This window comes from Pseudomonas sp. AC247, assembly GCF_979258015.1.
The window spans coordinates 3,225,379-3,251,647 of record NZ_OZ409829.1; the positions used below are offsets into that span (position 1 = coordinate 3,225,379).

23 protein-coding genes and 1 pseudogene are annotated in these 26,269 nt (G+C 56.1%); 13 read left to right on the top strand and 11 right to left on the bottom strand.

Features of this window, described 5'->3' with window-relative positions; all coding sequences use genetic code 11:
* Positions 1 to 367: 367 nt before the first annotated feature.
* Both ACZZ0B_RS14580 and ACZZ0B_RS14585 read left to right on the top strand, forming a co-directional pair.
* A complete protein-coding gene (locus tag ACZZ0B_RS14580; RefSeq protein WP_158831890.1) occupies positions 368 to 1,732 on the top strand; it encodes a glutamine synthetase family protein in 1,365 nt (454 codons plus the stop codon).
* A 147-nt stretch (positions 1,733 to 1,879) separates the two neighbouring features.
* Positions 1,880 to 3,163: an NAD(P)/FAD-dependent oxidoreductase gene (locus ACZZ0B_RS14585; RefSeq protein WP_463545575.1), complete on the top strand. Its 1,284-nt coding sequence runs from the start codon at positions 1,880 to 1,882 to the stop codon at positions 3,161 to 3,163.
* A 112-nt stretch (positions 3,164 to 3,275) separates the two neighbouring features.
* Here ACZZ0B_RS14585 and ACZZ0B_RS14590 read toward each other — a convergent pair whose 3' ends face one another.
* Both ACZZ0B_RS14590 and ACZZ0B_RS14595 read right to left on the bottom strand, forming a co-directional pair.
* A complete protein-coding gene (locus ACZZ0B_RS14590) occupies positions 3,276 to 4,061 on the bottom strand; it encodes a DeoR/GlpR family DNA-binding transcription regulator (protein WP_463545576.1) in 786 nt (261 codons plus the stop codon).
* Between the two features lie 254 nt (positions 4,062 to 4,315).
* Positions 4,316 to 5,233, bottom strand: coding sequence for a LysR family transcriptional regulator (locus ACZZ0B_RS14595; protein WP_463545577.1), 918 nt, complete (start codon positions 5,231 to 5,233; stop codon positions 4,316 to 4,318).
* 61 nt (positions 5,234 to 5,294) lie between these two features.
* Here ACZZ0B_RS14595 and ACZZ0B_RS14600 point away from each other — a divergent pair, with 61 nt between their 5' ends.
* On the top strand, positions 5,295 to 6,071 hold the full coding sequence (locus tag ACZZ0B_RS14600; protein ID WP_463545578.1) for an NAD(P)H-dependent oxidoreductase: 777 nt from the start codon (positions 5,295 to 5,297) through the stop codon (positions 6,069 to 6,071).
* Positions 6,072 to 6,187: 116 nt separating this feature from the next.
* On the opposite strand, the gene ACZZ0B_RS14605 is transcribed toward ACZZ0B_RS14600, so the two are convergent.
* Both ACZZ0B_RS14605 and ACZZ0B_RS14610 read right to left on the bottom strand, forming a co-directional pair.
* Positions 6,188 to 6,610: an HD domain-containing protein gene (locus ACZZ0B_RS14605; RefSeq protein WP_008086911.1), complete on the bottom strand. Its 423-nt coding sequence runs from the start codon at positions 6,608 to 6,610 to the stop codon at positions 6,188 to 6,190.
* 15 nt (positions 6,611 to 6,625) lie between these two features.
* Positions 6,626 to 7,015 carry a hypothetical protein gene (locus ACZZ0B_RS14610; RefSeq protein ID WP_008086910.1) on the bottom strand — a complete coding sequence of 130 codons (390 nt, stop codon included), beginning with the start codon at positions 7,013 to 7,015 and terminating at the stop codon, positions 6,626 to 6,628.
* A gap of 164 nt (positions 7,016 to 7,179) precedes the next feature.
* Here ACZZ0B_RS14610 and ACZZ0B_RS14615 point away from each other — a divergent pair, with 164 nt between their 5' ends.
* Positions 7,180 to 7,611 carry a hypothetical protein gene (locus ACZZ0B_RS14615; RefSeq protein ID WP_463545579.1) on the top strand — a complete coding sequence of 144 codons (432 nt, stop codon included), beginning with the start codon at positions 7,180 to 7,182 and terminating at the stop codon, positions 7,609 to 7,611.
* A gap of 85 nt (positions 7,612 to 7,696) precedes the next feature.
* Here ACZZ0B_RS14615 and ACZZ0B_RS14620 read toward each other — a convergent pair whose 3' ends face one another.
* The gene (locus ACZZ0B_RS14620) at positions 7,697 to 8,122 is read right to left on the bottom strand and encodes a hypothetical protein (protein WP_463545580.1); all 426 of its coding nucleotides are present in this window, start codon (positions 8,120 to 8,122) and stop codon (positions 7,697 to 7,699) included.
* Between the two features lie 648 nt (positions 8,123 to 8,770).
* Between ACZZ0B_RS14620 and ACZZ0B_RS14625 the strand changes: the two are divergent.
* The 3 genes and pseudogenes from ACZZ0B_RS14625 to ACZZ0B_RS14635 form a co-directional block, all read left to right on the top strand.
* A pseudogene (locus ACZZ0B_RS14625) lies at positions 8,771 to 8,991 on the top strand (fructose-bisphosphate aldolase); the annotation flags it as partial.
* Positions 8,992 to 9,233: 242 nt separating this feature from the next.
* A complete protein-coding gene (locus ACZZ0B_RS14630; RefSeq protein ID WP_463545581.1) occupies positions 9,234 to 11,780 on the top strand; it encodes a hypothetical protein in 2,547 nt (848 codons plus the stop codon).
* A 13-nt stretch (positions 11,781 to 11,793) separates the two neighbouring features.
* Positions 11,794 to 13,668, top strand: coding sequence for a hypothetical protein (locus ACZZ0B_RS14635; protein ID WP_463545582.1), 1,875 nt, complete (start codon positions 11,794 to 11,796; stop codon positions 13,666 to 13,668).
* Between the two features lie 65 nt (positions 13,669 to 13,733).
* Here the strand turns inward: ACZZ0B_RS14635 and ACZZ0B_RS14640 are convergent, their stop codons facing one another.
* The 4 genes from ACZZ0B_RS14640 to ACZZ0B_RS14655 all read right to left on the bottom strand — a co-directional run bounded on the left by ACZZ0B_RS14640 (position 13,734) and on the right by ACZZ0B_RS14655 (position 19,168).
* A complete protein-coding gene (locus tag ACZZ0B_RS14640; protein WP_053121083.1) occupies positions 13,734 to 14,282 on the bottom strand; it encodes a cupin domain-containing protein in 549 nt (182 codons plus the stop codon).
* A gap of 501 nt (positions 14,283 to 14,783) precedes the next feature.
* Positions 14,784 to 16,067: an NAD(P)/FAD-dependent oxidoreductase gene (locus ACZZ0B_RS14645; protein ID WP_463545583.1), complete on the bottom strand. Its 1,284-nt coding sequence runs from the start codon at positions 16,065 to 16,067 to the stop codon at positions 14,784 to 14,786.
* A gap of 49 nt (positions 16,068 to 16,116) precedes the next feature.
* Positions 16,117 to 17,607 (bottom strand): aldehyde dehydrogenase, encoded by a 1,491-nt coding sequence (locus tag ACZZ0B_RS14650; protein ID WP_463545584.1) that lies wholly within the window; start codon positions 17,605 to 17,607, stop codon positions 16,117 to 16,119.
* Between the two features lie 184 nt (positions 17,608 to 17,791).
* Positions 17,792 to 19,168: a glutamine synthetase family protein gene (locus tag ACZZ0B_RS14655; RefSeq protein ID WP_064120847.1), complete on the bottom strand. Its 1,377-nt coding sequence runs from the start codon at positions 19,166 to 19,168 to the stop codon at positions 17,792 to 17,794.
* Between the two features lie 282 nt (positions 19,169 to 19,450).
* Here ACZZ0B_RS14655 and ACZZ0B_RS14660 point away from each other — a divergent pair, with 282 nt between their 5' ends.
* The 5 genes from ACZZ0B_RS14660 to ACZZ0B_RS14680 all read left to right on the top strand — a co-directional run bounded on the left by ACZZ0B_RS14660 (position 19,451) and on the right by ACZZ0B_RS14680 (position 24,738).
* Positions 19,451 to 20,212, top strand: a complete 762-nt coding sequence (locus ACZZ0B_RS14660; protein WP_463545585.1) for a gamma-glutamyl-gamma-aminobutyrate hydrolase family protein — start codon at positions 19,451 to 19,453, stop codon at positions 20,210 to 20,212.
* Positions 20,213 to 20,558: 346 nt separating this feature from the next.
* Positions 20,559 to 21,701, top strand: a complete 1,143-nt coding sequence (locus ACZZ0B_RS14665) for an ABC transporter ATP-binding protein (RefSeq protein WP_008086902.1) — start codon at positions 20,559 to 20,561, stop codon at positions 21,699 to 21,701.
* Positions 21,702 to 21,730: 29 nt separating this feature from the next.
* Positions 21,731 to 22,612, top strand: a complete 882-nt coding sequence (locus ACZZ0B_RS14670) for an ABC transporter permease subunit (RefSeq protein WP_463546941.1) — start codon at positions 21,731 to 21,733, stop codon at positions 22,610 to 22,612.
* Positions 22,609 to 23,484, top strand: coding sequence for an ABC transporter permease subunit (locus ACZZ0B_RS14675; protein WP_034155531.1), 876 nt, complete (start codon positions 22,609 to 22,611; stop codon positions 23,482 to 23,484). Before ACZZ0B_RS14670 ends, ACZZ0B_RS14675 begins: the two co-directional genes overlap by 4 nt.
* Positions 23,485 to 23,640: 156 nt before the next feature.
* Complete coding sequence (locus ACZZ0B_RS14680; RefSeq protein WP_463545586.1) at positions 23,641 to 24,738, top strand: polyamine ABC transporter substrate-binding protein; 1,098 nt, start codon at positions 23,641 to 23,643, stop codon at positions 24,736 to 24,738.
* A 242-nt stretch (positions 24,739 to 24,980) separates the two neighbouring features.
* On the opposite strand, the gene thpR is transcribed toward ACZZ0B_RS14680, so the two are convergent.
* Entirely contained in the window at positions 24,981 to 25,502 is a 522-nt protein-coding gene (thpR, locus tag ACZZ0B_RS14685) for an RNA 2',3'-cyclic phosphodiesterase (RefSeq protein WP_463545587.1), read from the bottom strand.
* Between the two features lie 107 nt (positions 25,503 to 25,609).
* On the opposite strand from thpR, the gene ACZZ0B_RS14690 reads away from it, so the two are divergent.
* The gene (locus tag ACZZ0B_RS14690) at positions 25,610 to 25,804 is read left to right on the top strand and encodes a hypothetical protein (RefSeq protein WP_008086897.1); all 195 of its coding nucleotides are present in this window, start codon (positions 25,610 to 25,612) and stop codon (positions 25,802 to 25,804) included.
* Positions 25,805 to 25,913: 109 nt separating this feature from the next.
* On the opposite strand, the gene ACZZ0B_RS14695 is transcribed toward ACZZ0B_RS14690, so the two are convergent.
* Positions 25,914 to 26,267, bottom strand: a complete 354-nt coding sequence (locus ACZZ0B_RS14695; RefSeq protein WP_463545588.1) for a DUF1428 domain-containing protein — start codon at positions 26,265 to 26,267, stop codon at positions 25,914 to 25,916.
* Between the last annotated feature and the right edge of the window lie 2 nt (positions 26,268 to 26,269).

The window sequence follows — 26,269 nt, forward strand, 5'->3', positions numbered from 1 at the left end:
CCCCCTTACTATCCGTGGCACACCGGTAAGCGGGTCCGCCCCGCCACCGACGTTTTCCGCCAACGGAAACACGCGTTATGAGCACGTCACTACAACAACTAAAATCGTTGAACGTCTCCGCTGTGCGCCCCCTCTGCGACAGGGGTTGCGCATGAATCGCATCGTCAATCTCCCCATGGCCCTGCGCCGCTCCAAGCTGCGTCACTCCGCACGCCCGCCGGATATCTGCGCTTCTGCCTGATCACGTCTGAAAAACGTGTAGGCCCTTTCTCTTTCGATATCCCTGCCAGGACGCCTGGGCTTTTGCCCTCTAAAGTCGTCCGGCCCGAATCTGCGCGCCTGTGCGGCGCCCCCCTGAGTGTTTGCCATGAAATTCGCAGCCATTGAAGACGCACGCCTGTTCCTCGAACAAAACCCTGATATCGACATGATCGAGCTGTTCATTCTCGACGCCAACGGCGTGCCACGCGGCAAGCTGTTGCACCGCGAAGAACTGCTCGCCGTTTATCAAAGCGGTCGCCCGCTGCCGAGCACCATCCTTGGCCTGACCGTGCAAGGCGAAGACGTCGAGAACTCCGGTCTGGTCTGGGACGTCGGCGACATCGATTGCCGTGCCTACCCGCTGGAAGGCAGCCTGGTGCGCTTGCCATGGCGGCAGATTCCGACCGCGGCGGTGCAGGTCAGCATGCACCCGACCGAGGGCATGCCGGCCAGTATTGCCGACCCGCGCCATCTGCTGATCAAGGTCATCGACGGCCTCAAGGCCGAGGGCTACTACCCGATCATGGCGTGCGAACTGGAGTTCTATCTGCTCGACGCCAAGCGCGATCACAACGGACGCCCGCAACCGGCACTGGATGCTGACGGTGGTCGACCGCGACATACGCAGGTCTATGGTTTGCGCGAGCTGGAGCAGATCGAACCGTTCCTCGCCGACCTCTACAGCGCCTGCAAACTGCACGGTATTCCGGCACGCACGGCGATCTCCGAATACGCACCGGGCCAGGTGGAAATCACCCTCGAACATGGCGATGCGTTGCAGGCGATGGATCAGGCAGTGCGCTACAAACGCCTGGTCAAGGCCGTGGCGCACAAGCACGGCATGCAGGCGACGTTCATGGCCAAGCCGTTCGACGATCTGGCCGGTACCGGCATGCACATGCACGTCAGCCTCGCCGACAGCGCGGGGCACAATCTGTTTGCTTCCGAAGACCCCGCTGGCACGCCGCTGCTGCGTACGGCGATTGGCGGCATGCTCGCATCGTTGCTGGACACGCTGCTGCTGTTCTGCCCGAACGCCAACTCTTACCGTCGTTTCCAGGCCAACAGCTACGCGCCATTGGCGCCGACCTGGGGCGTCGACAACCGCACCGTCAGCCTGCGCGTACCCGGTGGCCCGGCCAACACCCGACACATCGAACACCGCATCTGCGGCGCCGATGCCAACCCGTATCTGGCGGCGGCGGCGATCCTTGCCGGCATTCATCGCGGCATTCGTGAACACCTCGATCCGGGAGCGCCGGTCGAGGGCAATGGTTACGCGCAAGCCAAGGAATTGCTGCCGACTGACTGGCTGACGTCGTTGCAGGCACTGGAAAATTCCGTGTGGGCACGCGATGCGTTGGGGCAGGAATTTCTCGGGGTGTATCTGGCGGTGAAGCGTGCCGAGTACCGGCAATTCATGGCTGAAGTGGGCGAGCAGGATTGGCGTTGGTACCTCACCGAAGCCTGACCATTTGACACAAACCCTGTGGGAGCTGGCTTGCCAGCGATGGGGTCGGCACATTCAGCATCGTTGGTGACTGATAATCCGCTATCGCTGGCAAGCCAGCTCCCACAAGGATCCTGTTTAGCCTTGCGAATTTGTGTGGACACTGACATGACCGAACGCTGCAATTCCTACTACACCGCCACCCTCAACCAGGACACCCACTACCCGACCCTGCAAGGTCGGCACGCGGTTGACGTGGTGATCATCGGGGGCGGTTTCACCGGCGTCGCCACCGCCGTTGAACTCGCCGAAAAAGGCCTGAAAGTTGCCATCGTCGAGAGCAACAAAATCGGCTGGGGCGCCACCGGGCGCAACGGCGGGCAGGTCACCGGCAGCCTCTCCGGCGACGGCGCAATGCGTAAACAGATGCGCGCGAAACTCGGCGATAACGTCGACGATTTCATCTGGCACCTGCGCTGGCGCGGGCACGAGATCATCAAACAGCGTGTTGAAAAATACGCCATCCAGTGCGATCTCAAACACGGCCATCTGCACGCGGCCTACAAGCCGAGCCACATGACCGATCTGCGCAACGATTACGAAGAGGCGGTGCGTCGTGGACTGGGCGATGAAGTCAGCCTGCTCGACCGCAGCCAGGTCCGCGATCTGCTGCAAAGCGACCTCTATCACGGCGCCATAAAGAACACCCGCAACATGCATTTGCACCCACTGAATCTGTGCATCGGCGAAGCGCGGGCAGCAGAAAGCCTCGGCGCGCTGATCTTCGAAAACAGCGAAGTGCTGGAGATCATTCACGGCGATACGCCAGGGGTAAGAACCGCTCACGGTCAGATCGACGCCAAGCAAGTGATGCTCGCCGGCGACGTCTACCACAAGCTCGAACCGGGCCAGCTCAAAGGCAAGATCTTCCCGGCCATGGGCGGCATCGTCACCACCGCGCCGCTGGGCGAACTGGCCAGGCAGATCAACCCCGAAGACCTCGCGGTCTACGACTGCCGCTTCGTCCTCGACTACTACCGCCTCACCGCCGACGGGCGCTTGCTGTTCGGTGGCGGCGCCAACTACAGCGGCAAGGATTCACGCGACATTGCCGGCGAACTGCGGCCTTGCATTGAGCAAACCTTTCCAGCGCTCAAAGGCGTGCAGATCGACTACCAGTGGAGCTGCGCGATGGGCATCGTCATCAACCGCATCCCGCAACTGGGCAAACTCTCGGACAATGTCTGGTATTGCCAAGGCTACTCGGGACATGGCATCGCCACCACGCACATCATGGGCGAAATCATGAGCCGGGCAATTACCGGGCAGTTGGAGCAGTTCGACACGTTTGCCGCGTGCCAGCACATTCGTGTGCCGATGGGGGATTGGCTGGGGAACCCGATGCTGGCGGCAGGCATGTGGTACTACCAGATGCTCGAAAAGCTGCGCTGATACAACACCCTCCCCTGTAGGAGCTGCCGAGGGCTGCGATCTTTTGATCTTGTTTTTTAAAATCAAGATCAAAAGATCGCAGCCTTCGGCAGCTCCTACAGGGGGGGCGGTCTCAGTCTGGCAGTTGCTCGACAATGATGCCCAAGCGCCGATAATCCTCGACACTCCCTGATGCCAGATGCCGTTCAGTGATCAGCGTGTGCAACCGCTCGCACCCCGCCACGACAAACGGCTCAACCGCCCCAAGCTTGTCCGCCGAGGTCACCGCAATCACCCGCGCCGCGCCCTCGAGCATCGCCTGTTTCACCGGCACTTCATCGAAATGCAACGAGGTAATCCCCACCTCCGGATGGATCGCACATACGCCGGTAATCGCCAGATCCGCCTTGATCCCCGCAAGCAAACGCAACGTCTCATGACCACTCGCGGACATGGTCCTCGGGTTCAACACCCCGCCCGCCAGAATCACCTTCACTCCCTTGAATTCCGACAACGCAATCGCCGTCATCGGTGAGGCCGTCACCGCCGTGATGCTGATATCGGCACGCAACGAGCGCGCGACCTGCAACGTCGTCGAGCCGGAGTCGAACAGCACAATCTGCCCATCCTCGATCTGCTGCGCGGCCAATTGCGCGAGACGGATTTTCACCTCATCGGTTTCATCCAGCCGCGCGAAGTAATCCTTGCCGGAGTCCTTCGGACGCGGCAGCGCGCCACCGTGAACCCGCTGCACAAGCCCTGCGTTATCCAGTTCAGCGAGGTCGCGGCGGATGGTGTCTTCGGACACCGCGAAGTGCTGACTCAGCTCGGACGCCATGACTTTGCCGTCGCGTTCAAGGATCAGGAGAATTTTCTGGCGGCGCAGAGAGGGAAGTTCGGACGCGGAGTGGTCGTGCATGGTTACGCCTGTTTATGCTTGTAATTGCAGGTTTTAGCGAGACTAGCGAAAGCTTCGGGCAAACACAAACAAGCGGCTATCAATTGTTTCGATCATTGGAATCAACAAGGCGAATTTTTTCTTCGCTTTCAGCCTGTCCACAATGGCTGCACTTCAATAAGGCTCAGGATGAACACCTCATGAATCTCAATTTCGCGTTCGCGTGCATGATCGTCGTGTCGTTTGCCGTCGCGCTCGGCCACGCGTAACCCCCGTCAGACCGAGGCCAGCAACTGCTCGCGAAGCCATTTGTGCGCCGGATCGCGGTGCGAGCGTTCGCCCCAGAACATCGTCATCTCGTAACCGGGTACTTCCAGCGGCGCGTCGACCACTTGCAATGCCGGGTTGCCACGCACCAGGCGTGACGGCAGCATCGCCACCAGATCGGTGCTGGCCAGCACCGACATCGCCATCAGAAAGTGCGGCACCGACAACACCACTTTTCTTTGTAACCCGACATCGGCCAACGCCTTGTCGGTCACGCCGAAAAACCCTCCGCCCTCACGCGACACCATCACATGCTCCAATGCGCAGAACTGTTGCCGGGTGGGTGCGCGCTGTAAATCCGGATGACCGACACGACCGGCCAGCACATATCGCTCCGTGAACAACGGTCGTGAGTGCAACTCCGGCGGCGCGTCTTCGCTGATGTGCAGAGCAATATCAAACACACCCTGCTCGGCCTGCTTGACCAACTGCGCAGGTGTCAGATCGATCACGGCCAATCGCGTGCCCGGTGCCTGCTCGCGTAACCCGCTGAGCGCCGGGAGAACGACGGTCGATTCGCCGTAATCGGTAGCGGCGATTTTCCAGGTGTGCGTCGCCTGCGCCGGATCGAACGCACTGGCCGGCGCGACCGCCCTTTCCAATGCCTCCAACGCCTCGCGCAACGGTTCGCGCAATTCATCGGCGCGCGCAGTCGGGCGCATTCCTCGCGGCCCCGGCAGTAGCAACGGATCGCCAAAAATGTCGCGCAACTTGGCCAGATGCACGCTCACCGAAGGCTGCGACAGGTTCAGCCGTTGCGCCGCGCGGGTGACGTTGTGCTCGGACAGCAACACATCGAGCGTGAGCAGCAGATTGATATCGAGGCGTCTCAAATTATTCACGGCTATACCAGACATATCAGACATTCATTTCCAATATACCGGGTGAACGCCGATCCTGCTGCCACTCAAGCACAGGAACCTCAACATGAATGTCTTACTGGTCTACGCCCACCCTGAACCGACTTCCCTCAACGGCTCGCTGCGGGACTTCACTATCCAGCGCCTGCAAGCCGCCGGCCACACCGTGCAGGTCTCCGACCTCTATGCGATGAACTGGAAACCCACCCTCGACGCCGACGACGCCCCGCAGCGCGATGCGACGAAAGCATTCCACGCCTCCCTCGACTCGAAACTCGCCTACGCCGAAGGCACCCAGGCCGACGATATCGCTCGCGAGCAAGAGAAACTGCTGTGGGCGGATGCGTTGATCCTGCAGTTTCCGCTGTGGTGGTTCACCATGCCGGCCATTCTCAAAGGTTGGGTCGATCGGGTGTACGCCTACGGTTTTGCCTACGGCGTCGGTGAACACTCCGACAGTCGTTGGGGCGAGCGTTATGGCGAAGGGAAGATGAAAGGCAAACGGGCGATGTTGATGGTTACCACTGGCGGGTGGGAGTCGCATTACGCGCCGCGCGGGATTAACGGGCCGATGGATGATTTGCTGTTTCCGATTCAACACGGGATTTTGTACTACCCCGGTTTTGAAGTGGTGCCGCCGTTTCTGGTGTATCGCACCAGCCGGATGGACACGGCGCGGTATGCCGAGACCTGCGACGAATTAGGCCGCCGACTGGATGAGTTGTGGAGTACGCGCCCGATTGCGTTTCGGCAACAGAACGCGGGCGATTACGAGATTCCGGCACTGACCCTCAAAGACCCAATCACCCCCGAGCGCCAAGGCTTCGCAGCACACCTCCTGTAGGAGCTGCCGCAGGCTGCGATCTTTTGACTTTGTTCTTCAAAAAGCAGATCAAAAGATCGCAGCCTGCGGCAGCTCCTACCGGATGCGGTGTGGCGTGCTTTCAGCCCGACGGGGTTTCAGTTGCGCAGTCTTGCGATGGCGCGGCGATACTTCTCGATCCGCTCGAGGTCTTCCCAGCTCGGCGAGGCGATACGCGAGAGGTCGCTGTTCTCTTCCAGATCCGCCAGTTTCACCACTCGCCCGATCGGGTTTTGCCCCGCGCGTTCGACGAAGTCCTCGTAGGACTCGCCAGGCACTTTGGTGACGGCTGCAATGGCCGTCAGCACGTCCTCGCTGAAACCTTCCTGGCGCAGGTCCTCAAGGCTGATGTCACAGTCCTCGACCACATCGTGCAGCACGGCGACGATGCGCTCCTCCAGCGAAGACATGCGCATCATCACTTTCAGCGGATGCAAAATGTACGGCGCGCCGCCCTTGTCGACCTGCCCCGCATGAGCCGTGGCAGCGATGGCAATGGCGCGTTCGAGTGTCTGAGTAATGGGAGTCTCCGAGGGTTAAAGGCCGTAGCGGCCGCCAACATGAATATTGCGCTTGAGCCAACCGCCAATCGCCTTCAAGCGCCCACCGGACGTACCCGCCTCGGCATGCTGCTTGAGAATCATCGACACCAGCGCTGCCTGATCGGCATCGGGGTGGGCATCGAGCAACTCGACGACCCAGGCGCAATCGGCTTTTTTCAGGTGCTCCCGACATTGGCCGGGCCACGCGTCCAGCTCGTCCAGCGCCAGCCAGCGCGCCCCGCCCTGCTCGGCATGCCCACCGCCAATCGACTGCTCGAAACAGAACGGTGTCGCCGGCCGCGACGGGTCGATACTGAACAGATACACATCGTGGCTTTTGTGTTGCGGCGTGGGGGCGTTGTTGCGGCTGCCGATTTCGATCATGGCAATGTTCCGATCCTTGGGGCGCTGGAGAGTCGCGATGGTTGGCAGTCTACCGGAGCGGTGCAAACGAACAACCTGATTGAACCTCCCTGCGCCACGTCATCTCGAAAGAAAGAGACGCCCTGTCAGTGATCGGCAATGGCGTCACCGCAGAGGAAACAGCGATGAACATTCGATTTCTGCTCCTGCTTGCCACTTTCAGCGTCATCCCCACCTGCGTCATGGCCGAGGGTTGCGATGTGCAAACGCAATCCTCCAGCGCCTCGGTGCCGGCCGTATCCGGCCACAGCTGCTACGAATACGACGGCATGCCCGTCAATTCCATCGACTGGTCATGCAGCAACGAAAGCAAAGACATGGTTAACGCCGTCAAGAAAAAGGTCCAACAGTGCGATGACCACTACCAAGCCACTTGCATCGCCACCCTCACCCAGGAATCACTGGCCAACCCGCACTCCACCAGCAAGGATAAAAACGCCAAAGCGTTGAATATTCCTGATGGTGCGCAGGTGACCACGTACTACTACGGTGCGGAGAATCTGGGGCAGGCGAAGATTGATTGTGAAAGTGGGGGTGGACGATGGAAGGCAAAATGAAAGCAACGAACGGCTAATCCGTGATGCTCACTACATAAAAAAGCCCGGCTCATAGCCGGGCTGTCTTCACCATCGTTATCAGCGCTTAGCGCTTATTGGCATCACACCGGGTACGCAAGTCATGGTCGCTGATATTGCCGCAGCTCCCATTACCCTTCATGGCCTCGCAATAAGTGCGCTGGTCATGATCACTAATGTTGCCGCAGGAGCCGTTGCCATTTTCTGCATTACAGCGCTCACGCAAATCATGATTATCGATATTGCCGCAACTGCCGCCGCTCTTCCTGGCATTGCAATAAGTGCGCTGATCGTGATCAGCAATGTTGCCACAGGAGCCATTGCCATTTTCCGCATTGCAGCGCTCACGCAAATCATGATCATCAATGTTGCCGCAACTGCCACCGCTCTCCCGCGTATAGCAAAAGGCACGTTGGTCATGGTCATCAATATTGCCGCAACCGGCAAAAGCGTAACCGCTGAACATCAACAACATCGCAAGAACCAGCTTCATCTCACACTTCCTTGGGCTTACCAGGAAACAGCCTGGCACTGCTAGATCCGTTCAAAACGAGCGTCGCGACACGCCGTCAAATTGACATCGTTTTAAAGGAAAGTTCCCAACGGGATGCAAAGCCATGATTTGAGATTCGACCGAATTTGAAATCTGAAAAACGCGTAGGAAAACACCCCTTGTGGCGAGGGGATTCATCCCCGCTGGGCTGCGAAGCGGCCCCATCCCGGCTAGCTCATTTCTCCAGATACGCCGCACGCCACGGATTGCGACGACTGCGTCGCCGAGCGGGGATAAATCCCCTCGCCACAAGGTTGGGTTTGCGTCCTACAGGTCGTTTGTGGGTGCGGTAATTGCTGCCTAGAGTGGGCTGTCGCTGACCGCAGTTGGCGATGGGTTTCGCAGCCCTCAGAAGTGACACACTCCGCTAGATGACAACTGTGGCAAAATTCGCCGCCGTTTCGCTATATGGCAGCTGTGTGTGTGGGAAACCTTCGGGTCTGCCGGTTTGACTCTTCTCCGGTCTGCGAACCCGCGCATAGCTACCACACTTCTGTTTCGCAACTCAATGGTGGCAATTCTTCTTCACTTAGGATTATCACCATGACAATGCAAAAGCCGATTCACTCCTTATAAAAATGTCTCCCCGCCGCCGACCATTCCGTACTCCTCATCGACGCCAACGCCCCATTACAGGATCTCCATGAGTGCGTCGCCGAACGCCTCAACGCTGTCCTCAAATATCTTGACCTCATCGAAAGCACCTGCCTGCCCGACCACGCCGAGCAGACATTAACACCGTAACTAGCATCGCCAGGATAATGGTGCAAGACGTGAGTGATGTGTTTCGGTTGAGCAGCGAGGTTTGATATGACCTCGAAATTCCCGAATCGATAATGTGCTTTAAGACTGAGCCTTCAGTGCTAAATACGCGTTTGCGACGTGCATGGATGCTTAGGATGGTAACCAAATCTGCTCAGCCTTTTTGATCCCCCACGCGAAGGAAACGACGAAATACGCTTGGTTAGTTAAGCTGAAGACGATAGATTGGCTCGGGCAAAAAGCCATCATCTGCACCAAAAAGCTATTCAACCACACACAAGGACATCGTATGGGACGTTTGTTAGTCGTAAAGGATTCAAGCAATTTCAATCCAGATCTCGGCAGTGTAATCCCCGTAGCTCTGGAGCATGAAGACGGTAGTTTCAGAAACGTTGAAATTTCGGAGTTTCCAAACTCAGGGATATTTATATCAAAAGAATACATGAAAATTGACGAGCTTTTTAAGGATGACGAGCTTTTCATAATCAAAGAATGGCATGAGACAGATAACGAATGGCAGGAAGATAAGCGAAAGCAAAAGTACTATTCGAAAGGTGAATGGGCTGAACGGCTAGAGCATAATGCCTTAATTCCCGTTATAAAAATGCCGATGCCAGATATAGACACTGGAAAAGTAAGCTTAGGCTACGATCTGCCTAGGAACATCCTGTTCTTTATAGAAAATGAGGGCACTGTAAATGGCCCATTTTTAGCTACGAAAGACGAAGATGACTGGTTTTTAACACCATCAACTGGATTGACACCTTTAAATCTCCCTACCGATCATATCGCCAAATTTGACAAAAGCACCTTGGAGCACAGCGGCGAACTACTCCGGTTTGAAGTAAGGGGGGGACCAAGAAGCTTTATTACTTCACTCAAAAAACTAGAGAAATTAGATTTCGATAAAATAGATTACATCTCAGCATCTCGACTTATTAAATATTACGCGAAATCTGGTTTTGGCAAGGGCAACCCTACACTGGGAAAGAACGAAGCAACCAAGCTAACCCAAATAATAGACTCATATAAAAAGAAAAACAAAGCAATGGACAACGATCAGCGCTTAAAGCGACTGGAACTTGTACTTGCGGACTTTTTGGATGACGAAGGTTACGGAAAAGGTATAATTGAAGAATTCTTACTAGACAATATCGAAGGAAAGAAATACTTAGATAGCTACTTCGAAAAAAATAAAGACATCCTTATAAAAGAAAAAATACAGGAAATTGATGAGCAAACCATAGAAAAAAAGGAAAAAATACAGAGAGAAATAAATGATATGTCTCGGGTCGCTGACCAAAAAAGAAAGGAACTCGAAACAATAGATCAAGATGTTGAGCGAGCGCGAACAGAAGCGGAACTGGAGTTAAAACGAATTCAAGAACAGTCCGCGGAGCAAGCCCACCAAAGCCTGCTTGAGAAACAAACCTTACTTACCAACACGAACACCGAACTAGAACAAAAAATAAAAGAAAACCAAAAAGCACTGGAAGAAATACTAGAGAAAAATCAAGACCTAAGACATGTAACCAGTCTAAAGGAAGAAATCCAGTTCCAGCAAAGAACAAACCAAGATCGACAAAAAGAAATTATAGACTTGGAAAGAACTCTAGAAAGTCAAAAAACCCTCATTGCATCGCCTCAGCTAGGAGAGAAATTAACAGAATTAAAAACGTTAATTCAAATGCTGAATGGGAAGCCGGACTACGAAACAAAAACAGACGCAAAGACTGCGCACCTGAAAGCTTCAGAAATTGAATTAACAAAAGAGAACCGATCCGACTATATACACCATTTACTAAATACATTTCATGCTGATGAGGGCCGGCCATTTACTTATGACGAAATGGCCAACTTGGTAATTAGCACAACTCAATCCTTCCTCACGTTCCTATCAGGACCACCGGGCACCGGTAAAACTTCCACAGCTCTACGACTGGCACATGCGCTGAAGCTAAATGGAGCAGAAGATGATCATGGAGCCGGCAATTTCCTTAACGTAGCAGTCGGCCGTGGCTGGGTGGCCGGGCGAGATATTCTAGGGTTTTACAACTCATTAAAAGATGTCTACCAACCTTCGCGCAGTGGTCTCTATCAATTTCTAAAAAACAAAGAAACATCTGCGGAAAAATTCACGAAAATAGTACTGCTGGATGAGGCTAATCTTTCTAGCGTTGAACATTACTGGTCTGACTTTTTAGGCATGTGTGATACAGAGGGAACCAAGCGCCGAATTGACCTAGGTATACCCGATGCTACTCAGCGGTACCTAGAAGTTGGCGGCAATCTCAGATTCATTGCAACTATAAACAACGATGCCACAACTGAAAAACTTTCCCCGCGATTAATTGATCGCGCACCAATTATTTCTCTCGGAGAAGATGTTAACCTGGAAGATATATCCTCACTAATAAGCTCCCACAGATTCAACGGGGCAGTTCCACACGAGCAAATTAACCAAGCCTTCAACATTTCTTCTAGCGAAGCTGACCTCCTTCCAGACGAGCAAGCTTCGCTTGAACAGATACTTTCTATTCTGACGTCTCAAGTAGCAAAAACCAGCGCAATCCATATTAGCAAACGCAAAACCAATGCAATAAAAAGATATTGCTACATCGCAAACGAGCTCGGAGGAATGCGTAACCGCCCTCTAGACTATGCTGTAGCCCAGCATATCCTCCCCGCAATTGAAGGATATGGCGCCGCCTTTCGAGATAGGTTATTAAAACTAGAACAAAAACTAAGCGACTTCGATTTGAATATTTCAAAACGCGCCCTACGAAACATTATCGAGGAAGGAGATAATTACGCCGACACCTATTCTTACTTCTAGAGAGGGGCATCAAATGCGATTCATAGCACGTATAATTAGCGGAAAACGAAAAGATCAAATATTTGAACTTACCCCTATAGAAGCACATATCGGCGAGAATATTTATTTTCTTGAAGACGAGGCAATTGAATTCAAACTTGAGCTAGAAAGACCAGTTGATGACATTACTCTATGCCTGCATGAAAATGAAATTTCCGCCACAAATAATTTTAAAGAAGGTGAAAAATGGATATACGAATGGAAACCAAAATCACTAGCAAAGTGGGGCTACGAATGCTTTTTTCATAACTACTACGGAATGGCTGAACTTGTACTAGCAACAAAAATAGACAATTACAACGAAAGGATAATTATTGAACAATTTTCGCCAATCGAAGTATTGGCAAAAAAAATAAACGCAGAACGTGCAGAAAAAATGCTTTCTTTTCTAGCGGCTCATGACAACGAAGCGCTGGCGGCTTTTTTTCGAGTGACTCGATTAAAGGCCGGATTTAAAGAGGGAGACAAGTCCGTTAGTTTTCTTATCGACCAACTCGAAAGAAACGTACTACTACTAAGCGCAGAACTACCAAAGATATACTCCAAACCTATAGCGAAACTCATCCCCGTAACAAAGGTAGTTGCATTCTCTGAGAACTCGGTGATAGACGACACTACTTTAGCGTGGATCGCTGAAAACTGTGACGGTTTATTCCCTGTTGACGATATCGAACGAGCATTGCTTGAGTTCGATAGCAAATTATATTCTTCAGAAAAAATCCTAGAGAATCATTTAAAGGAAGAGCTAAGCATATACGAGAACCAAGTAGTACATGGATTCATTATTTCACTTATGAGGGCAGCATCAGAGCTGCTTCGGAGATTAGAAGATTACCCAGCTTCTAAAATCCGCACACAACAGGATCTCTCCGGCTACCTTTCGTTTTTTTCTCAACTCAGCAAATACGCCAAAATTATTAATCGAAAAAAAGCGGAAAGATGCAGAGAGCTAATAGAAGCGCTTCAGGGTTTAAAACGCAAATTTGATGACAAGGTGCCAGTTACCAGCCCTATCATAGGAACCCCTCAATTCACAAGAAAAGCTCGCTACAACCTTCACTATCAAAAAATATTTCATAAAATTATCGCATGGCACCGATTCGGTTCACCAGACTGGAGTGTTCAAGAGGAACTCTTCTCAATTCAAAGCATCCCTAAGTTATTCGAGTACTATTTATTATTCTTAGTAAAAAATCATTTGGACACCGAAACAGTTTTAGGCGAAAAGTTTGAATTCCTGCAAAACCCATCACCGAGCAAAAATGACTTCGAGTACCAATGGGGCGATTACAACATAAAGATAATGTACGAACCCAAGGCGTGGACTCATGAGCACCTACAATCAAGCGCATCACAAATAATTAACTCCGAAGGCTGGACTTTCAACCAATACAATGGTGACTTAAAACCTAGAGGTCAAACGGGTGCAAATGCCAATCGCTGCCCAGACATACTGCTAGCAATCACATCATCTGATGGAGAAACCCGACAGCTGATCATTGATGCGAAATACACGAACAGCAAGAAGGCTTTTACTCACTACCTCCCAGAACTTACGATGAAGTATTTACATGGACTTCATGAGAAGGAAACTGGACTTAACCCATCGATTGGCCTAATGATTGTTAATCCGAGCGAGCACTGTATAACACGACACTTCCATCACCAGCGCTATAGCATTTATGGTGCGACCCCAGTCACACCAGCCTTACTAGTGAGTTCCATCACGCCAGGCGAAACAGAGGAAAAAAACTCAGACCTAAAGAATAACATTTCTCAATTTCTATATTTAATGAGATCCAGCTTTAAAAAAGAAAACAGAAAAACGTACCTAGAAATAGTTGCATAACATCAGCACCAATTAAAAAGGCAGCTCTATCAAAATAGGGCTGCCTTTGTGAGAGTAAATCCTCGTCAAAAATTCGCCGGCGTATTCGCACTGATAATCTCAGCCTCATCCGCCCCGATATTGCGGAACTTGTGCGGCAGCGTCGTCGGAAAGTAATACCCGTCCCCTGCCCCCAACACACTCACCTGCCCATCCACTGTCAACTCGACTGTGCCACGGGTGACAAGCCCACACTCTTCGCCTTCCGCGTGCACAATCGGCTCTTCCCCGGAACTCGCGCCCGGCGCGTATTGCTCGCGCAGCAAGCGCATCTGCCGGCTCGGTACCGAGGCGCCGATCAGCAGCAGGCGCAAACCATGGCGGCCGAGGTCCGGCTGTTCGTTGGCGCGGAATACGTATTGATGTTCGCGTGGCGGCTGGTCGAAGGTGAAGAAGTCGGCCAGGGACATCGGGATGCCTTCGAGCAGCTTTTTCAATGAGCTGACGGAAGGGCTGACGCGATTCTGTTCGATCAGGGAGATGGTGGCATTGGTCACGCCGCTACGCCGGGCCAGCTCGCGCTGGGAGAGTTTGTAGCTTTCGCGTACTAGTTTGAGTCGAGAACCCGTATCCATGACAGCCTTATGTGAGAACGACTTAAGGGCGATGGGGGTGGGTGGCGGGTGACGCGCCGAGGGCGCGGATCACGTTGCTCCCGTGTCCCGGAACCGTGAAAGGCGGCTATTAAATCACGTTTGCCGGTGTTGCTCAGCAGGTTCGATGGACGGTGGGTGAAATGAACCTGCCGGTGGTAATCCGGGCTGAATGCAAAACCTGTGGGAGCTGGCTTGCCAGCGATTGGGTGGCACATTCAACATCCCTTTTGCTGATCGGCCGCTATCGCTGGCAAGCCAGCTCCCACAGGGTTTTGTGGTGTGTCAGCGGGGGTGATGTTGACTGGGCTGGCCTCATCGCGAGCAGGCTCACTCCTACGATTTGATCTTTGGTGTTTCAGTCGGATTGATGTTGTGTTGACTGGCCTCATCGCTGGCAAGCCCGCGCCCACATCTGGATATCTGCGGTGTTGCGATAAGAAAAACCGGCGGGGCCTTGGGGACCGCCGCCGGGGAGGTAACTCAGATGCCGAAGCGGTCGCGCAGCGAGTAGTAGACGGCGCCCAGGGCCGTCAGCGGCGCCGAGAAGGTGCGGCCGCCGAGCATTGGCATGTGCGGCAAGGACGCGAAGGCGTCGAAACGCTCGGCGTCGCCACGGATCATTTCCGAGATCAGTTTGCCGGCCAGGTGCGAGCACGTAACGCCATGGCCGCTGTAGCCTTGCATGTAGTAGGCGTTTTTCTCGATGCGGCCGAATTGCGGCATGCGTGACATGGTCAGCAGGAAGTTGCCGGTCCAGCGGTAATCGATTTTGACGTCTTTGAGTTGCGGGAAGGTCTTGAGGATCTTCGGCCGGATCAGTTGTTCGATATCATCCGGTTCGCGCGCGCCGTAGACCACACCGCCGCCGTAGAGCAGACGGTTGTCGGCAGTCAGGCGGTAGTAATCCAGCAAGTAATTGCAGTCTTCGACGCAGTAGTTGTTGGTGATCAGGCTGCGGGCCTGCTTTTCGGTCAACGGCTCGGTGACGACGATCTGCGAGCCACACGGCATGCTTTTCGCGGTCACGCGGTTATCCAGACCTTGCGGCAGGTAGGCGTTGCCGGCGATCAGCAGGTACTTGGCGCGCACCAGGCCTTTGGCCGTGCGCACGGTAATCGGCTCGCCATAGGTGATTTCCACGGCAGCGGATTGCTCGTAGATTTTGCCACCCAGACGCACGATGGCGGCGGCCTCACCCAGCGCCAGGTTCAGCGGGTGAATGTGCCCGCCCTGCATGTCCAGCAGGCCACCGACGTAAGCATCGGAGCCGACCTCGCGACGAATGTCGGCCGCGTCGAGCATCTTCAGATTGCGATTGCCATAACGTTCCCAACCGCGCTTCTGCTCAGCCAGACCGTTGAGTTGTTTTTTGTTCATCGCTGCGAAGATACCGCCCGGGCGGTAGTCGCATTTGATGTCGTATTCCTTGATGCGCGAACGGATGATGTCGGCGCCTTCGAAGATCATGCTGCCGAGAATTTCCGCGGTTTTGTCGCCGTAGCGCTCTTCGATCACATCGACGTCGCGGCTATAGGAGTTGACCAGTTGGCCGCCGTTGCGACCGCTGGCGCCGTAGCCGACTTTCGCCGCTTCCAGCACGGTCACTTTGTAGCCGGCCTCGGTCAGGAACAGTGCCGAAGACAGGCCGGTGTAGCCCGCGCCGATGATGCAGACATCGCAGTCCACCGCTTCTTCCAGAACCGGGAAGTCGATGACTTCGTTGCGGGTGGCGGCATAGTAGCTGTTTACGTGTTGCTGTTTCATACGTTTCTCCGAGGGCCGCCAATGAACGGCGACCACCGCTGTAATAGAGTCAGAGCTTGATCCAGGTCGCTTTCAGCTCGGTGTACTTGTCGAACGCGTGCAGCGATTTATCGCGGCCGTTGCCCGACTGTTTGAAGCCACCGAACGGTGCGGTCATGTCGCCGCCGTCGTACTGGTTGACCCAGACGCTGCCGGCACGCAGGCCACGGGCGAAGGTGTGCGCCTTGCTGAGATTGCTGGTCCACACGCCGGCGGCGAGGCCGAAGATGCTGTCGTTGGCGATCTGCAGCGCTTCTTCGGCGGTGTCGAAGGTGATCAGCGACAGCACCGGGCCGAAAATTTCTTCCTGGGCGATGGTCATTGCGTTGGTCACGCCGTCGAAGAGCGCCGGTTGCACATAGAGGCCGCCGGTTTCTTCGAGGGTGCGCTGGCCGCCAGTAATCAGCTCGGCGCCCTGCTCACGACCGATGCTGATGTAGCGCAGCACGTTGTCGAGTTGACGCTGATCGACCACGGCGCCGACGGTGGTCGCCGGATCCAGTGCGTGACCCGGTTTCCACGCTTGCAGCGCTTCCACCAACAAAGGGATGAACTGTTCGCGGATCGAACGCTCGACCAGCAAACGCGAACCGGCGGTGCAGACTTCGCCCTGGTTGAAGGCAATGGCGCCGGCCGCTGCTTGTGCTGCCGCGCGCAAGTCCGGTGCGTCGGCAAACACCACGTTCGGGCTCTTGCCCCCTGCTTCGAGCCAGACGCGTTTCATGTTGCTTTGGCCGGCATAAATCATCAGTTGCTTGGCAATCGCCGTGGAGCCGGTGAAGGCCAGCACGTCGACATCCATGTGCAACGCCAACGCTTTGCCGACGGTGTGGCCGAAGCCTGGCAGGACGTTGAACACGCCTTTCGGAATGCCGGCATCCAGCGCCAACTGCGCGATGCGGATCGCCGTCAGCGGCGACTTTTCCGAAGGTTTCAGAATGAACGAGTTGCCTGCGGCCAGCGCCGGGGCGAATTTCCAGCTGGCCATGATCAGCGGGAAATTCCACGGCACGATGGCCGCGACCACACCGGAAGGCTCGCGGGTGACGAGGCCGAGTTGGTCGTGCGGGGTGGCGGCGACTTCGTCGTAGATCTTGTCGATGGCTTCGGCGCTCCAGCGGATCGCATTGGCGGTCGCCGGGATGTCGATGCTCATCGAATCGCTGATCGGTTTACCCATGTCGAGGGTTTCCAGCAGTGCCAGTTCTTCCTGGTTCTGCAGGATCAGATCGGCGAAGCGGATCAGAATGCGCTTGCGCTCGGCCGGGGCTTTTTTCGCCCACACGCCGGATTCAAAAGACTGGCGCGCGACTTCAACGGCGAGGTTGGCGTCGGCTTCATCGGTGCTGGCCACGGAGGCGAGGAAACGGCCGTCGACGGGGCTCAGGCATTCGAAGGTTTCGCCACTGATGGCCGGGCGGTATTCACCGTTGATGAACGCGCGGGCTTCGATGGTCAGGGACTGGAAGCGTTGTTCCCAGTCGTTGCGGGTCGTTGTCATTGTTGTGGCTCGACAAGGGGGATGGGGTGATCGGCGGACGAACGCCGCCGATCAAAATCTGCTAACCCGCCCCCCTGTAGGAGCTGCCGAAGGCTGCGATCTTTTGACTTTGATTTTTTAAAAGCAAGATCAAAAGATCGCAGCCTTCGGCAGCTCCTACAGGGTTACGGCGGTGGGTCAACCGTCAGACTGTGTGCAGATACCAGTTGTACTCAAGGTCAGAGATCGAGTTCTCGAACTCGGCCAATTCGCTTTCCTTGCACGCGACAAACACGTCGATGTACATCGGGTCGATGTAGCGGGCCATGACTTCGCTGTCGTCCAGCTCGCGCAGTGCGTCGCGCAGGTTGTTCGGCAGGCTCTGTTCGTTCTGCTCGTAGCTGTTGCCTTCCACCGGAGCGCCCGGCTCGATCTGGTTAGTCAGACCGTGGTGAATACCGGCCAGCACCGAAGCCATCAACAGATACGGGTTGGCGTCGGCACCGGCAACACGGTGTTCGATGCGCACGGCGTCCGGCGAACCGGTCGGTACCCGCACGGCCACGGTGCGGTTGTCGATGCCCCAGCTCGGCGAGTTCGGTACGTAGAACTGCGCGCCGAAACGACGGTACGAGTTGACGTTCGGGCACAAAAACGCCATTTGCGCAGGCAGGGTCTCCAGCACACCGCCGATCGCGTGACGCAGCGCGGCGTTCTGCTCGGGATCCTCGCTGGCGAAGATGTTGTTGCCTTCTTTGTCCAGGATCGAAATGTGTACGTGCAGACCGTTGCCCGCCTGGCCCGGATACGGCTTGGCCATGAAGGTGGTGTCCATCTCGTGGTCGTAGGCGATGTTCTTCACCAGACGCTTGAGCAGGACGGCGTAGTCGCACGCCTTGATCGGGTCGGAGACGTGATGCAGGTTGACTTCGAATTGCGCCGGGGCGCTTTCCTTGACGATCGCGTCAGCCGGGATGCCCTGCTCTTTCGCGCCTTCGAGGATGTCTTGCAGGCAATCGACGTATTCGTCGAGATCGTCGATCAGGTACACCTGAGTCGACACCGGACGCTTGCCGGACACTGGCGAACGTGGCGACTGCGGACGGCCGTTCACGTTGTCCTGGTCGATCAGATAGAACTCGAGTTCGAATGCCGCGCAAATAGTCAGACCGAGATCGTCGAATTTGCGCACGACGTTCGCCAGCACTTCACGCGGGTCAGCGAAGAACGGCTGGCCTTCGATCTCGTGCATGGTCATCAGGAGTTGTGCGGTTGGGCGTTTCTGCCACGGCTCGATGCTCAGGGTGCCGGGGATCGGGTAGCAGATGCGGTCAGCGTCGCCGATGTCCAGACCCAGACCGGTGCTTTCCACCGTGGAGCCGTTGATGTCGAGGGCGAAAAGCGAGGCCGGCAGGTTGATGCCTTTCTCATAAACCTTATGAAGACTGGTGCGTTCGATGCGCTTGCCGCGCACCACACCGTTCATATCCGCAATCAGAAGGTCGACGTACAAAACCTCAGGATATTTCTTAAGGAATGCGTTTGCTTCGTTGAGTTGAACGGTACGCAGAGGGACCGACATGATGCACCTATTTAGCTGTTAATTATTATGTTCACTGCTGTTTCGCCGAGCCAGTCAACCCGAACGGCAAAGTGAAGTCAATAGCGAACAGATGACCGCTCAGGGTTTATTTTTCGGGCTTTTTTTAACACTTGAGTGCCAATACAGGTGCCGGAGCCCCGAGAATCATGAAGATATGATGAACGGCGTTTAGAATTTTTTACATGGCAGTTGTTAATTAAAATCAACGAGGCTAAGCTCCGGAAAAGCTCGTTCAAGTGTCAAACTTCGAGGTGAATAAAAATGGCATTCAAGCCATTGATCGGCGTTACTGCGTGCGTCAAACAGATTGGCCTGCATCCCTATCACATCAGCGGCGACAAGTACTTACGTGCTGTCAGCGTTGGCGCTGAAGGGTTGCCAGTGGTCATTCCTTCCCTTGGCAACCTGACAGAAATCGAAGACCTGCTCGGTCAACTCGACGGTCTGCTGCTGACCGGCTCGCCCTCCAACGTGGAACCCTTCCACTATCAAGGCCCGGCCAGCGCCCCCGGCACGGATCACGATCCGGCGCGGGATGCCACCACCCTTCCTTTATTACGTGCAGCCATCGCGGCGGGCATTCCGGTGCTCGGCATTTGCCGTGGCTTCCAGGAAATGAACGTGGCGTTCGGCGGCAGCCTGCATCAGAAGGTGCACGAGCTGCCGGGCATGCTCGATCACCGCGAAGCCGACAGCCCGGACGTGGCCGTGCAATACGCACCGGCCCATGCGGTGACCGTGCTTGGTGGCGGTGTGTTCGAAGCACTGGAGCTGCCGGGCGAGTTTCAGGTCAACTCGATTCACAGCCAGGGCATCGATCGCCTCGCGCCCGGCCTGCGTGCCGAAGCGCTGGCGCCGGACGGTTTGATCGAGGCGGTCTCGGTCGAGCACAGCCCGACCTTCGCCCTCGGCGTGCAATGGCACCCGGAATGGCAAGTGCTCGACAACCCGAACTACCTGAAGATTTTCCAGGCATTCGGCGAGGCTTGCCGGCAACGGGCGGCGCGGCGCAACCAGCGCTGATCCAACCCAGGAATTAGTAACGATTTACTGCCCCCATGAATATCGGGTGTGCCTGCGCGCATCCGTCATTCGTGAACAGCAACACCCGTAATAACAACAAGTACGACCCAGGCAGCCAGGACGGCGGCGCCGACCAAGCCAGGGCAACCCGCTGAAAACGTGGCCCCTGTAGGAGCTGCCGAAGGCTGCGATCTTTTGATGTTGATTGTAAAAAACAAGATCAAAGGATCGCAGCCTTCGGCAGCTCCTACAGGGCCATGTGTGAGGGGAATGGTTGTTCCTGGCTTGCAATCCACTTAAGCCCGGCCACATTGGCCGCGCGACTGAAACCTGTTGGGAGTTTCACATGGCAAACGCCTCCAGCACTTACAGGAAGGCACTTGAAGGTCATCAGCAACCGAAAAAGGTGCTGGTGAAAGTCGATCGTGTCACCAAGAAGTTCGACGAAACCACCGCCGTGGACGATGTGTCCCTGGAGATCCATCAGGGCGAAATCTTCGCCCTGCTCGGCGGCTCCGGTTCGGGCAAATCGACCCTGCTGCGCATGCTCGCCGGTTTCGAACGGCCGACTGAAGGGCGGATTCTGCTCGACGGCGTGGACATCACCGACATGCCGCCCTACGAGCGGCCGATCAACATGATGTTCCAGTCTTATGCGCTGTTCCCACACATGACCGTCGCGCAGAACATCGCCTTCGGCCTGAAGCAGGACCGTTTGCCAGCCAGTGAAATCGATGCCCGCGTCGATGAAATGCTGCGCCTGGTGCACATGACCCAATACGCCAAACGCAAACCGCATCAGTTGTCCGGCGGTCAGCGTCAACGCGTCGCCCTCGCCCGCTCCCTGGCCAAACGTCCGAAGCTGTTGTTGCTCGACGAACCGATGGGTGCGCTGGATAAAAAGCTGCGTTCGCAGATGCAACTGGAACTGGTGCAGATCATCGAACGTGTTGGCGTGACCTGCGTGATGGTGACTCACGACCAGGAAGAGGCCATGACCATGGCCGAGCGCATCGCGATCATGCACCTCGGCTGGATCGCCCAGATCGGCAGCCCGATCGACATTTATGAAGCACCGGTCAGCCGCATGGTCTGCGAATTCATCGGCAACGTGAACGCCTTCGACGGCACCGTGGTGGAAGACCTTGAAGGTCACGCAATCATCCACAGCCCGGACTTGCAGCAGAAGATCTACGTCGGTCACGGCGTCAGCACCTCGGTGCAGGACAAGTCGATCACCTACGCGATCCGTCCGGAAAAAATGCTCGTCAGCACCACCCAACCCGAGTTCCGCTACAACTGGTCCGAAGGCAAAGTGCATGACATCGCCTACCTCGGCGGTCACTCGGTGTTCTACGTCGAATTGCCCGGCGGCAAAATCGTCCAGTCGTTCATGGCCAACGCCGAACGCCGTGGCGCGCGTCCGACCTGGGACGACAAAGTCTACGTGTGGTGGGAAGACGACAGCGGCGTGGTACTGCGCTCATGAGAACCTTCAATCAGCAATTCCTGCGCCTGGTGCCCAGCGGACGAAAACTGGTGATCGGTATTCCGTTCATTTGGCTGTTCCTGTTCTTCATGCTGCCGTTTTTCCTGGTGATGAAGATCAGCTTCTCGGAAGCCGCGCTGTCGATCCCGCCGTACTCGGAGATCTACACCTACGCCGAACAGAAATTCCAGCTGCTGCTGAACATCGGCAACTACACCATGCTCGGCGAAGACGAGCTGTACCTGTCGGCCTACCTCGGTTCGCTGAAAGTCGCGGCGCTGAGCACAATGATGTGCCTGCTGATCGGTTTCCCGATGGCCTATGCGATCACCAAAACCGGCAAGGAAACGCAAAACGTCCTGCTGCTGTTGATCATGATGCCGACCTGGACCGCAATCCTGATCCGCGTTTACGCGTGGATGGGCATCCTCAGCAACAACGGTCTGCTCAACGCGTTTCTGATGTGGACGGGTCTCACCGATCAGCCGATCGAGATCCTCAACACCAACACCGCCGTCTATATCGGTGTGGTTTACGCCTACCTGCCGTTCATGGTGTTGCCGCTGTACGCCAACCTCGTCAAGCACGACGGCAGCCTGCTGGAAGCCGCGCAGGATCTGGGTTCGAGCAACTTCAACAACTTCTGGAAAATCACCGTGCCGCTGGCCAAGAACGGGATTATTGCCGGCTGCATGCTGGTGTTCATTCCGGTGGTCGGTGAGTTCGTGATCCCTGAACTGTTGGGTGGCCCGGAGACGCTGATGATCGGTCGCGTGCTGTGGCAAGAGTTCTTCAATAACCGCGACTGGCCGGTGGCGTCTGCGCTGGCGGTGGTGATGCTGTTGATCCTGATTGTGCCGATTCTGCTGTTCAACCGCAGCCAGGCCAAAGAGATGGAGGCACGGGGATGAAACGCTTCGGTTTTTCCAAGTTCATGCTGATCTTCGGCCTGATGTTCATTTATCTGCCGATGCTGATTCTGGTGATCTACTCGTTCAACGCATCCAAACTGGTGACGGTGTGGGGTGGCTGGTCGGTGAAGTGGTACGTCGGTTTGCTCGACAACACGCAACTGATGGGCTCGGTGGTGCGCTCGCTGGAAATCGCCTGCTACACCGCGATTGCCGCTGTTGCATTGGGCACCCTCGCCGCCTTCGTGCTGACTCGTGTGACGCGCTTCAAGGGTCGCACGCTGTTTGGTGGTCTGGTGACCGCGCCGTTGGTGATGCCGGAGGTGATCACCGGTCTGTCGCTGTTGCTGCTGTTTGTGGCGATGGCGCAGTTGATCGGCTGGCCGCAGGAGCGTGGCATCGTCACGATCTGGATCGCCCACACCACTTTTTGTGCCGCCTATGTGGCGGTGGTAGTCTCCGCCCGCCTGCGTGAACTGGATCTGTCGATCGAAGAAGCGGCGATGGATCTCGGAGCGAAGCCGTTCAAGGTGTTTTTCCTGATCACCATTCCAATGATCGCGCCGTCGCTGGCAGCGGGCGGGATGATGTCGTTCGCCTTGTCGCTGGATGACCTGGTGTTGGCCAGCTTCGTTTCCGGGCCGGGTTCGACCACGTTGCCGATGGAAGTGTTCTCGGCGGTGCGTCTGGGCGTGAAGCCTGAGATCAACGCGGTGGCGAGCCTGATTCTGCTGGCGGTTTCCTTGGTGACCTTCCTGGTCTGGTACTTCGGCCGCAAGGCAGAGGCCAACCGCAAGCGGGCAATTCAGGAAGCGATGGATCAGACGGCGAACGAGTCGTGGCAACAGCCGCAACAAGCCGCCACCGCATAACCCTGTAGGAGCTGCGGCACGCTGCGATCTTTTGACCTTGATGTGAAAGATCAAAAGATCGCAGCCTCGTTTCACTCGACAGCTCCTACATAAGCAGGCGCTGTTAACCGAGTTCTGGCTTTGTGTTTTTTGAATAAGAAGAATGGAGTTGTACCGATGAATATGTTTGGCAGGACTCTGCTGACACTGTCCTTAATGGGCGCGATGGTCATGGGCGCCCAGGCCAACGACAAGGTGCTGCGTGTTTACAACTGGTCCGATTACATCGCGCCGGACACCGTCAAGAAGTTCGAAGACGAGACCGGCATCCGCGTGACCTACGACGTCTTCGACAGCAACGAAACCCTTGAGGCGCGCTTGCTGGCGGGCAAATCCGGTTACGACCTGGTCGTGCCGTCGAACAGTTTCCTGGCCAAGCAGATCAAGGCCGGCGTCTATCAGACGCTGGACAAATCGAAGCTGCCGAACTGGAAGAATCTCAACCCGGTGCTGCTGAAAAACGCTGCCGCCAGTGATCCGGACAACGCCCACGCGTTCCCGTACATGTGGGGCTCGATCGGCATCGGTTTCAACCCGGCCAAGGTCAAGGAAGTGCTCGGCGCCAACGCCCCGACCAATTCCTGGGACTTGCTGTTCAAGCCGGAAAACGCTGAAAAACTCAAAGCCTGTGGCATCAGTTTCCTCGACTCGCCGACCGAAATGATCCCGGCCGCCCTGCACTATCTGGGCTATCCGGTGAACGACAAGGACACCGCGCACATCAAGGAAGCCGAGGCACTGTTCATGAAGATTCGCCCGAACGTGGCGTACTTCCATTCCTCGAAATACATCTCCGATCTGGCCAACGGCAACATCTGCGTGGCGGTCGGTTACTCCGGTGATGTGCTGCAGGCCAAGGCTCGCGCGGTGGAGTCGGGCAACAACGTGGTGATCGATTACAGCATTCCCAAGGAAGGCGCCGGCAGCTTCTACGACATGGTCGCGATCCCGCGCGATGCCGCCAACGTCGACAACGCCTACCTGTTCATGGACTTCCTGATGCGCCCGGACATCATCGCCGAGATCACCAACAGCAACGGCTACAGCAACGCCAACGCGGCGGCCACGCCATTGGTGGACGAAGCGATCCGCAACGACCCGGGTTCGTACCCGACAGACGCGGTGATGGCGACGTTGTACGCCGTGCCGGATCAACCGATTGCCACGCAGCGCATCATGACGCGCGGCTGGACCCGGGTGAAACTCGGTAAGTAACTGATACGCACGATGATCGTTCCCACGCTCCGCGTGGGAACGCAGCCCGGGACGCTCTGCGTCCCAAAGCGTAACGCGGAGCGTCACAAGCGGCATTCCCACGCAGAGCGTGGGAACGATCAGTGTAAAAATTTCCCGTTCGCGCAGCGCCTTACCACCGCTGCACCCTGCTATGAACGGCCTCACCTGGCTCCCTCGGCTCAGGTGAATTCAGGCGCCCTCGGGCGCCTTTTTTTGTGCCTTCAAATCAGCGACCACTCCTGCAGAATCCGATAGCGGCCCTTGTGCGATTCAAACAAGGCAAAACGTTCAGCGCGCAGGAAAAACTCCGGGGGCGTGGCGGATTCCGGCTCCGGTGCGCGGTAGTCGCGGGCCAAGGTCAGGTGCGGACGAAACTCGCGGGCAGTCTCTTCAAGGCCGAACGGCAACATCGCCTGCTCCAGCGCGTAGACCAGCCGCAGCAACGCTTGTGGCGCCTGCTCCGGCGCCAGCGACAAAACGCCGGCGCGATGCCAGACCTGCAAACGATCCAGCGCAATCCGCAACGGCTCACCCGGTTTTCGCACGTTGCCAGCCGCCTCGCAAACCTCGTTGATCTGCGCCAACGGCACAGCACCGAGGAACAGCAATGTCAGATGAAAGTTATCCGCCGGCACCGGCTTACCGGTGCGCAAACCCAACTCCCCGCGCCACTGAGCAATCGCCTTGCGCTGCACCGGCGGACAATCGAGGGCGAAAAACAGTCGCTTCGCTTCATCGGTCATGGCCCTGCTCCCCTGTTTATTCTGATCCGCCGGATTCTACACAGCCTGAACTGACGACTCGTCACGGGAAGCTATAGTTCAAGGATTGCCATCAACCGGAGGCCGCCATGCGCGAGATCCTCAGCAAAGAGCCATGGTGGGCCCGCCCGCCGCAGCCCGGGCAGGACGAACAGGAATTGGAATGGGGCTGGCTGGTGCATTACAGCGAGGGTGAACCGCGCTTCGAATTCGTCCGCGAACGCCCCACGGACGAACAGATTCGCGAGCGCAAAAGCTGCCGCATCACCCCCTCACCCGAGTGACAACATTCCCTGTAGGAGCTGCGGCACGCTGCGATCTTTTGATGTTGATTGTAAAAAAAGATCAAAAGATCGCAGCGTGCCGCAGCTCCTACAGGGGTGTGTGCGTGGTTCAGGGTTCGAGGAGGTCCTGGAAGCCGCCGTAGATCATCCGCTGGCCGTCGAAGGGCATCGGGTTGACGTCCGGTTGCATGCGCGGGTCTTCCATCATTTTTGCCATGCCGGCATCGCGGGTGGCTTTGTCGGGCCAGATCAGCCAGCCGGACGCTACGGTCTCGCCGTCCTTGAGCTGCACTGCCATCGGGAACGAGGTGAGCTTGCCGTCCGGCACGTCATCTCCCCAACACTCGACCACGCTCAGGGCGCCGTATTCCTTGAACAGCTTGGCGGCAATGATGCAGTGCTGCTTGTACTGCTCACGATTGGCGGTCGGCACGGGTGCTACAAAAATATCGATGTAAGCCATGA

Excerpts from the sequence above, each read along its gene's own strand:
- ACZZ0B_RS14680 (WP_463545586.1), top strand. The coding sequence starts at position 23,641 with ATGAATATGTTTGGCAGGACTCTGCTGACACTGTCCTTAATGGGCGCG.
- thpR (WP_463545587.1), bottom strand. The coding sequence starts at position 25,502 with ATGACCGATGAAGCGAAGCGACTGTTTTTCGCCCTCGATTGTCCGCCG.
- ACZZ0B_RS14595 (WP_463545577.1), bottom strand. The coding sequence starts at position 5,233 with ATGTCTGATATGTCTGGTATAGCCGTGAATAATTTGAGACGCCTCGAT.
- ACZZ0B_RS14675 (WP_034155531.1), top strand. The coding sequence starts at position 22,609 with ATGAAACGCTTCGGTTTTTCCAAGTTCATGCTGATCTTCGGCCTGATG.
- ACZZ0B_RS14655 (WP_064120847.1), bottom strand. The coding sequence starts at position 19,168 with ATGTCGGTCCCTCTGCGTACCGTTCAACTCAACGAAGCAAACGCATTC.
- ACZZ0B_RS14660 (WP_463545585.1), top strand. The coding sequence starts at position 19,451 with ATGGCATTCAAGCCATTGATCGGCGTTACTGCGTGCGTCAAACAGATT.
- ACZZ0B_RS14590 (WP_463545576.1), bottom strand. The coding sequence starts at position 4,061 with ATGCACGACCACTCCGCGTCCGAACTTCCCTCTCTGCGCCGCCAGAAA.
- ACZZ0B_RS14665 (WP_008086902.1), top strand. The coding sequence starts at position 20,559 with ATGGCAAACGCCTCCAGCACTTACAGGAAGGCACTTGAAGGTCATCAG.
- ACZZ0B_RS14695 (WP_463545588.1), bottom strand. The coding sequence starts at position 26,267 with ATGGCTTACATCGATATTTTTGTAGCACCCGTGCCGACCGCCAATCGT.
- ACZZ0B_RS14690 (WP_008086897.1), top strand. The coding sequence starts at position 25,610 with ATGCGCGAGATCCTCAGCAAAGAGCCATGGTGGGCCCGCCCGCCGCAG.
- ACZZ0B_RS14620 (WP_463545580.1), bottom strand. The coding sequence starts at position 8,122 with ATGAAGCTGGTTCTTGCGATGTTGTTGATGTTCAGCGGTTACGCTTTT.
- ACZZ0B_RS14580 (WP_158831890.1), top strand. The coding sequence starts at position 368 with ATGAAATTCGCAGCCATTGAAGACGCACGCCTGTTCCTCGAACAAAAC.
- ACZZ0B_RS14630 (WP_463545581.1), top strand. The coding sequence starts at position 9,234 with ATGGGACGTTTGTTAGTCGTAAAGGATTCAAGCAATTTCAATCCAGAT.
- ACZZ0B_RS14610 (WP_008086910.1), bottom strand. The coding sequence starts at position 7,015 with ATGATCGAAATCGGCAGCCGCAACAACGCCCCCACGCCGCAACACAAA.
- ACZZ0B_RS14645 (WP_463545583.1), bottom strand. The coding sequence starts at position 16,067 with ATGAAACAGCAACACGTAAACAGCTACTATGCCGCCACCCGCAACGAA.
- ACZZ0B_RS14650 (WP_463545584.1), bottom strand. The coding sequence starts at position 17,607 with ATGACAACGACCCGCAACGACTGGGAACAACGCTTCCAGTCCCTGACC.
- ACZZ0B_RS14640 (WP_053121083.1), bottom strand. The coding sequence starts at position 14,282 with ATGGATACGGGTTCTCGACTCAAACTAGTACGCGAAAGCTACAAACTC.
- ACZZ0B_RS14635 (WP_463545582.1), top strand. The coding sequence starts at position 11,794 with ATGCGATTCATAGCACGTATAATTAGCGGAAAACGAAAAGATCAAATA.
- ACZZ0B_RS14600 (WP_463545578.1), top strand. The coding sequence starts at position 5,295 with ATGAATGTCTTACTGGTCTACGCCCACCCTGAACCGACTTCCCTCAAC.
- ACZZ0B_RS14585 (WP_463545575.1), top strand. The coding sequence starts at position 1,880 with ATGACCGAACGCTGCAATTCCTACTACACCGCCACCCTCAACCAGGAC.
- ACZZ0B_RS14615 (WP_463545579.1), top strand. The coding sequence starts at position 7,180 with ATGAACATTCGATTTCTGCTCCTGCTTGCCACTTTCAGCGTCATCCCC.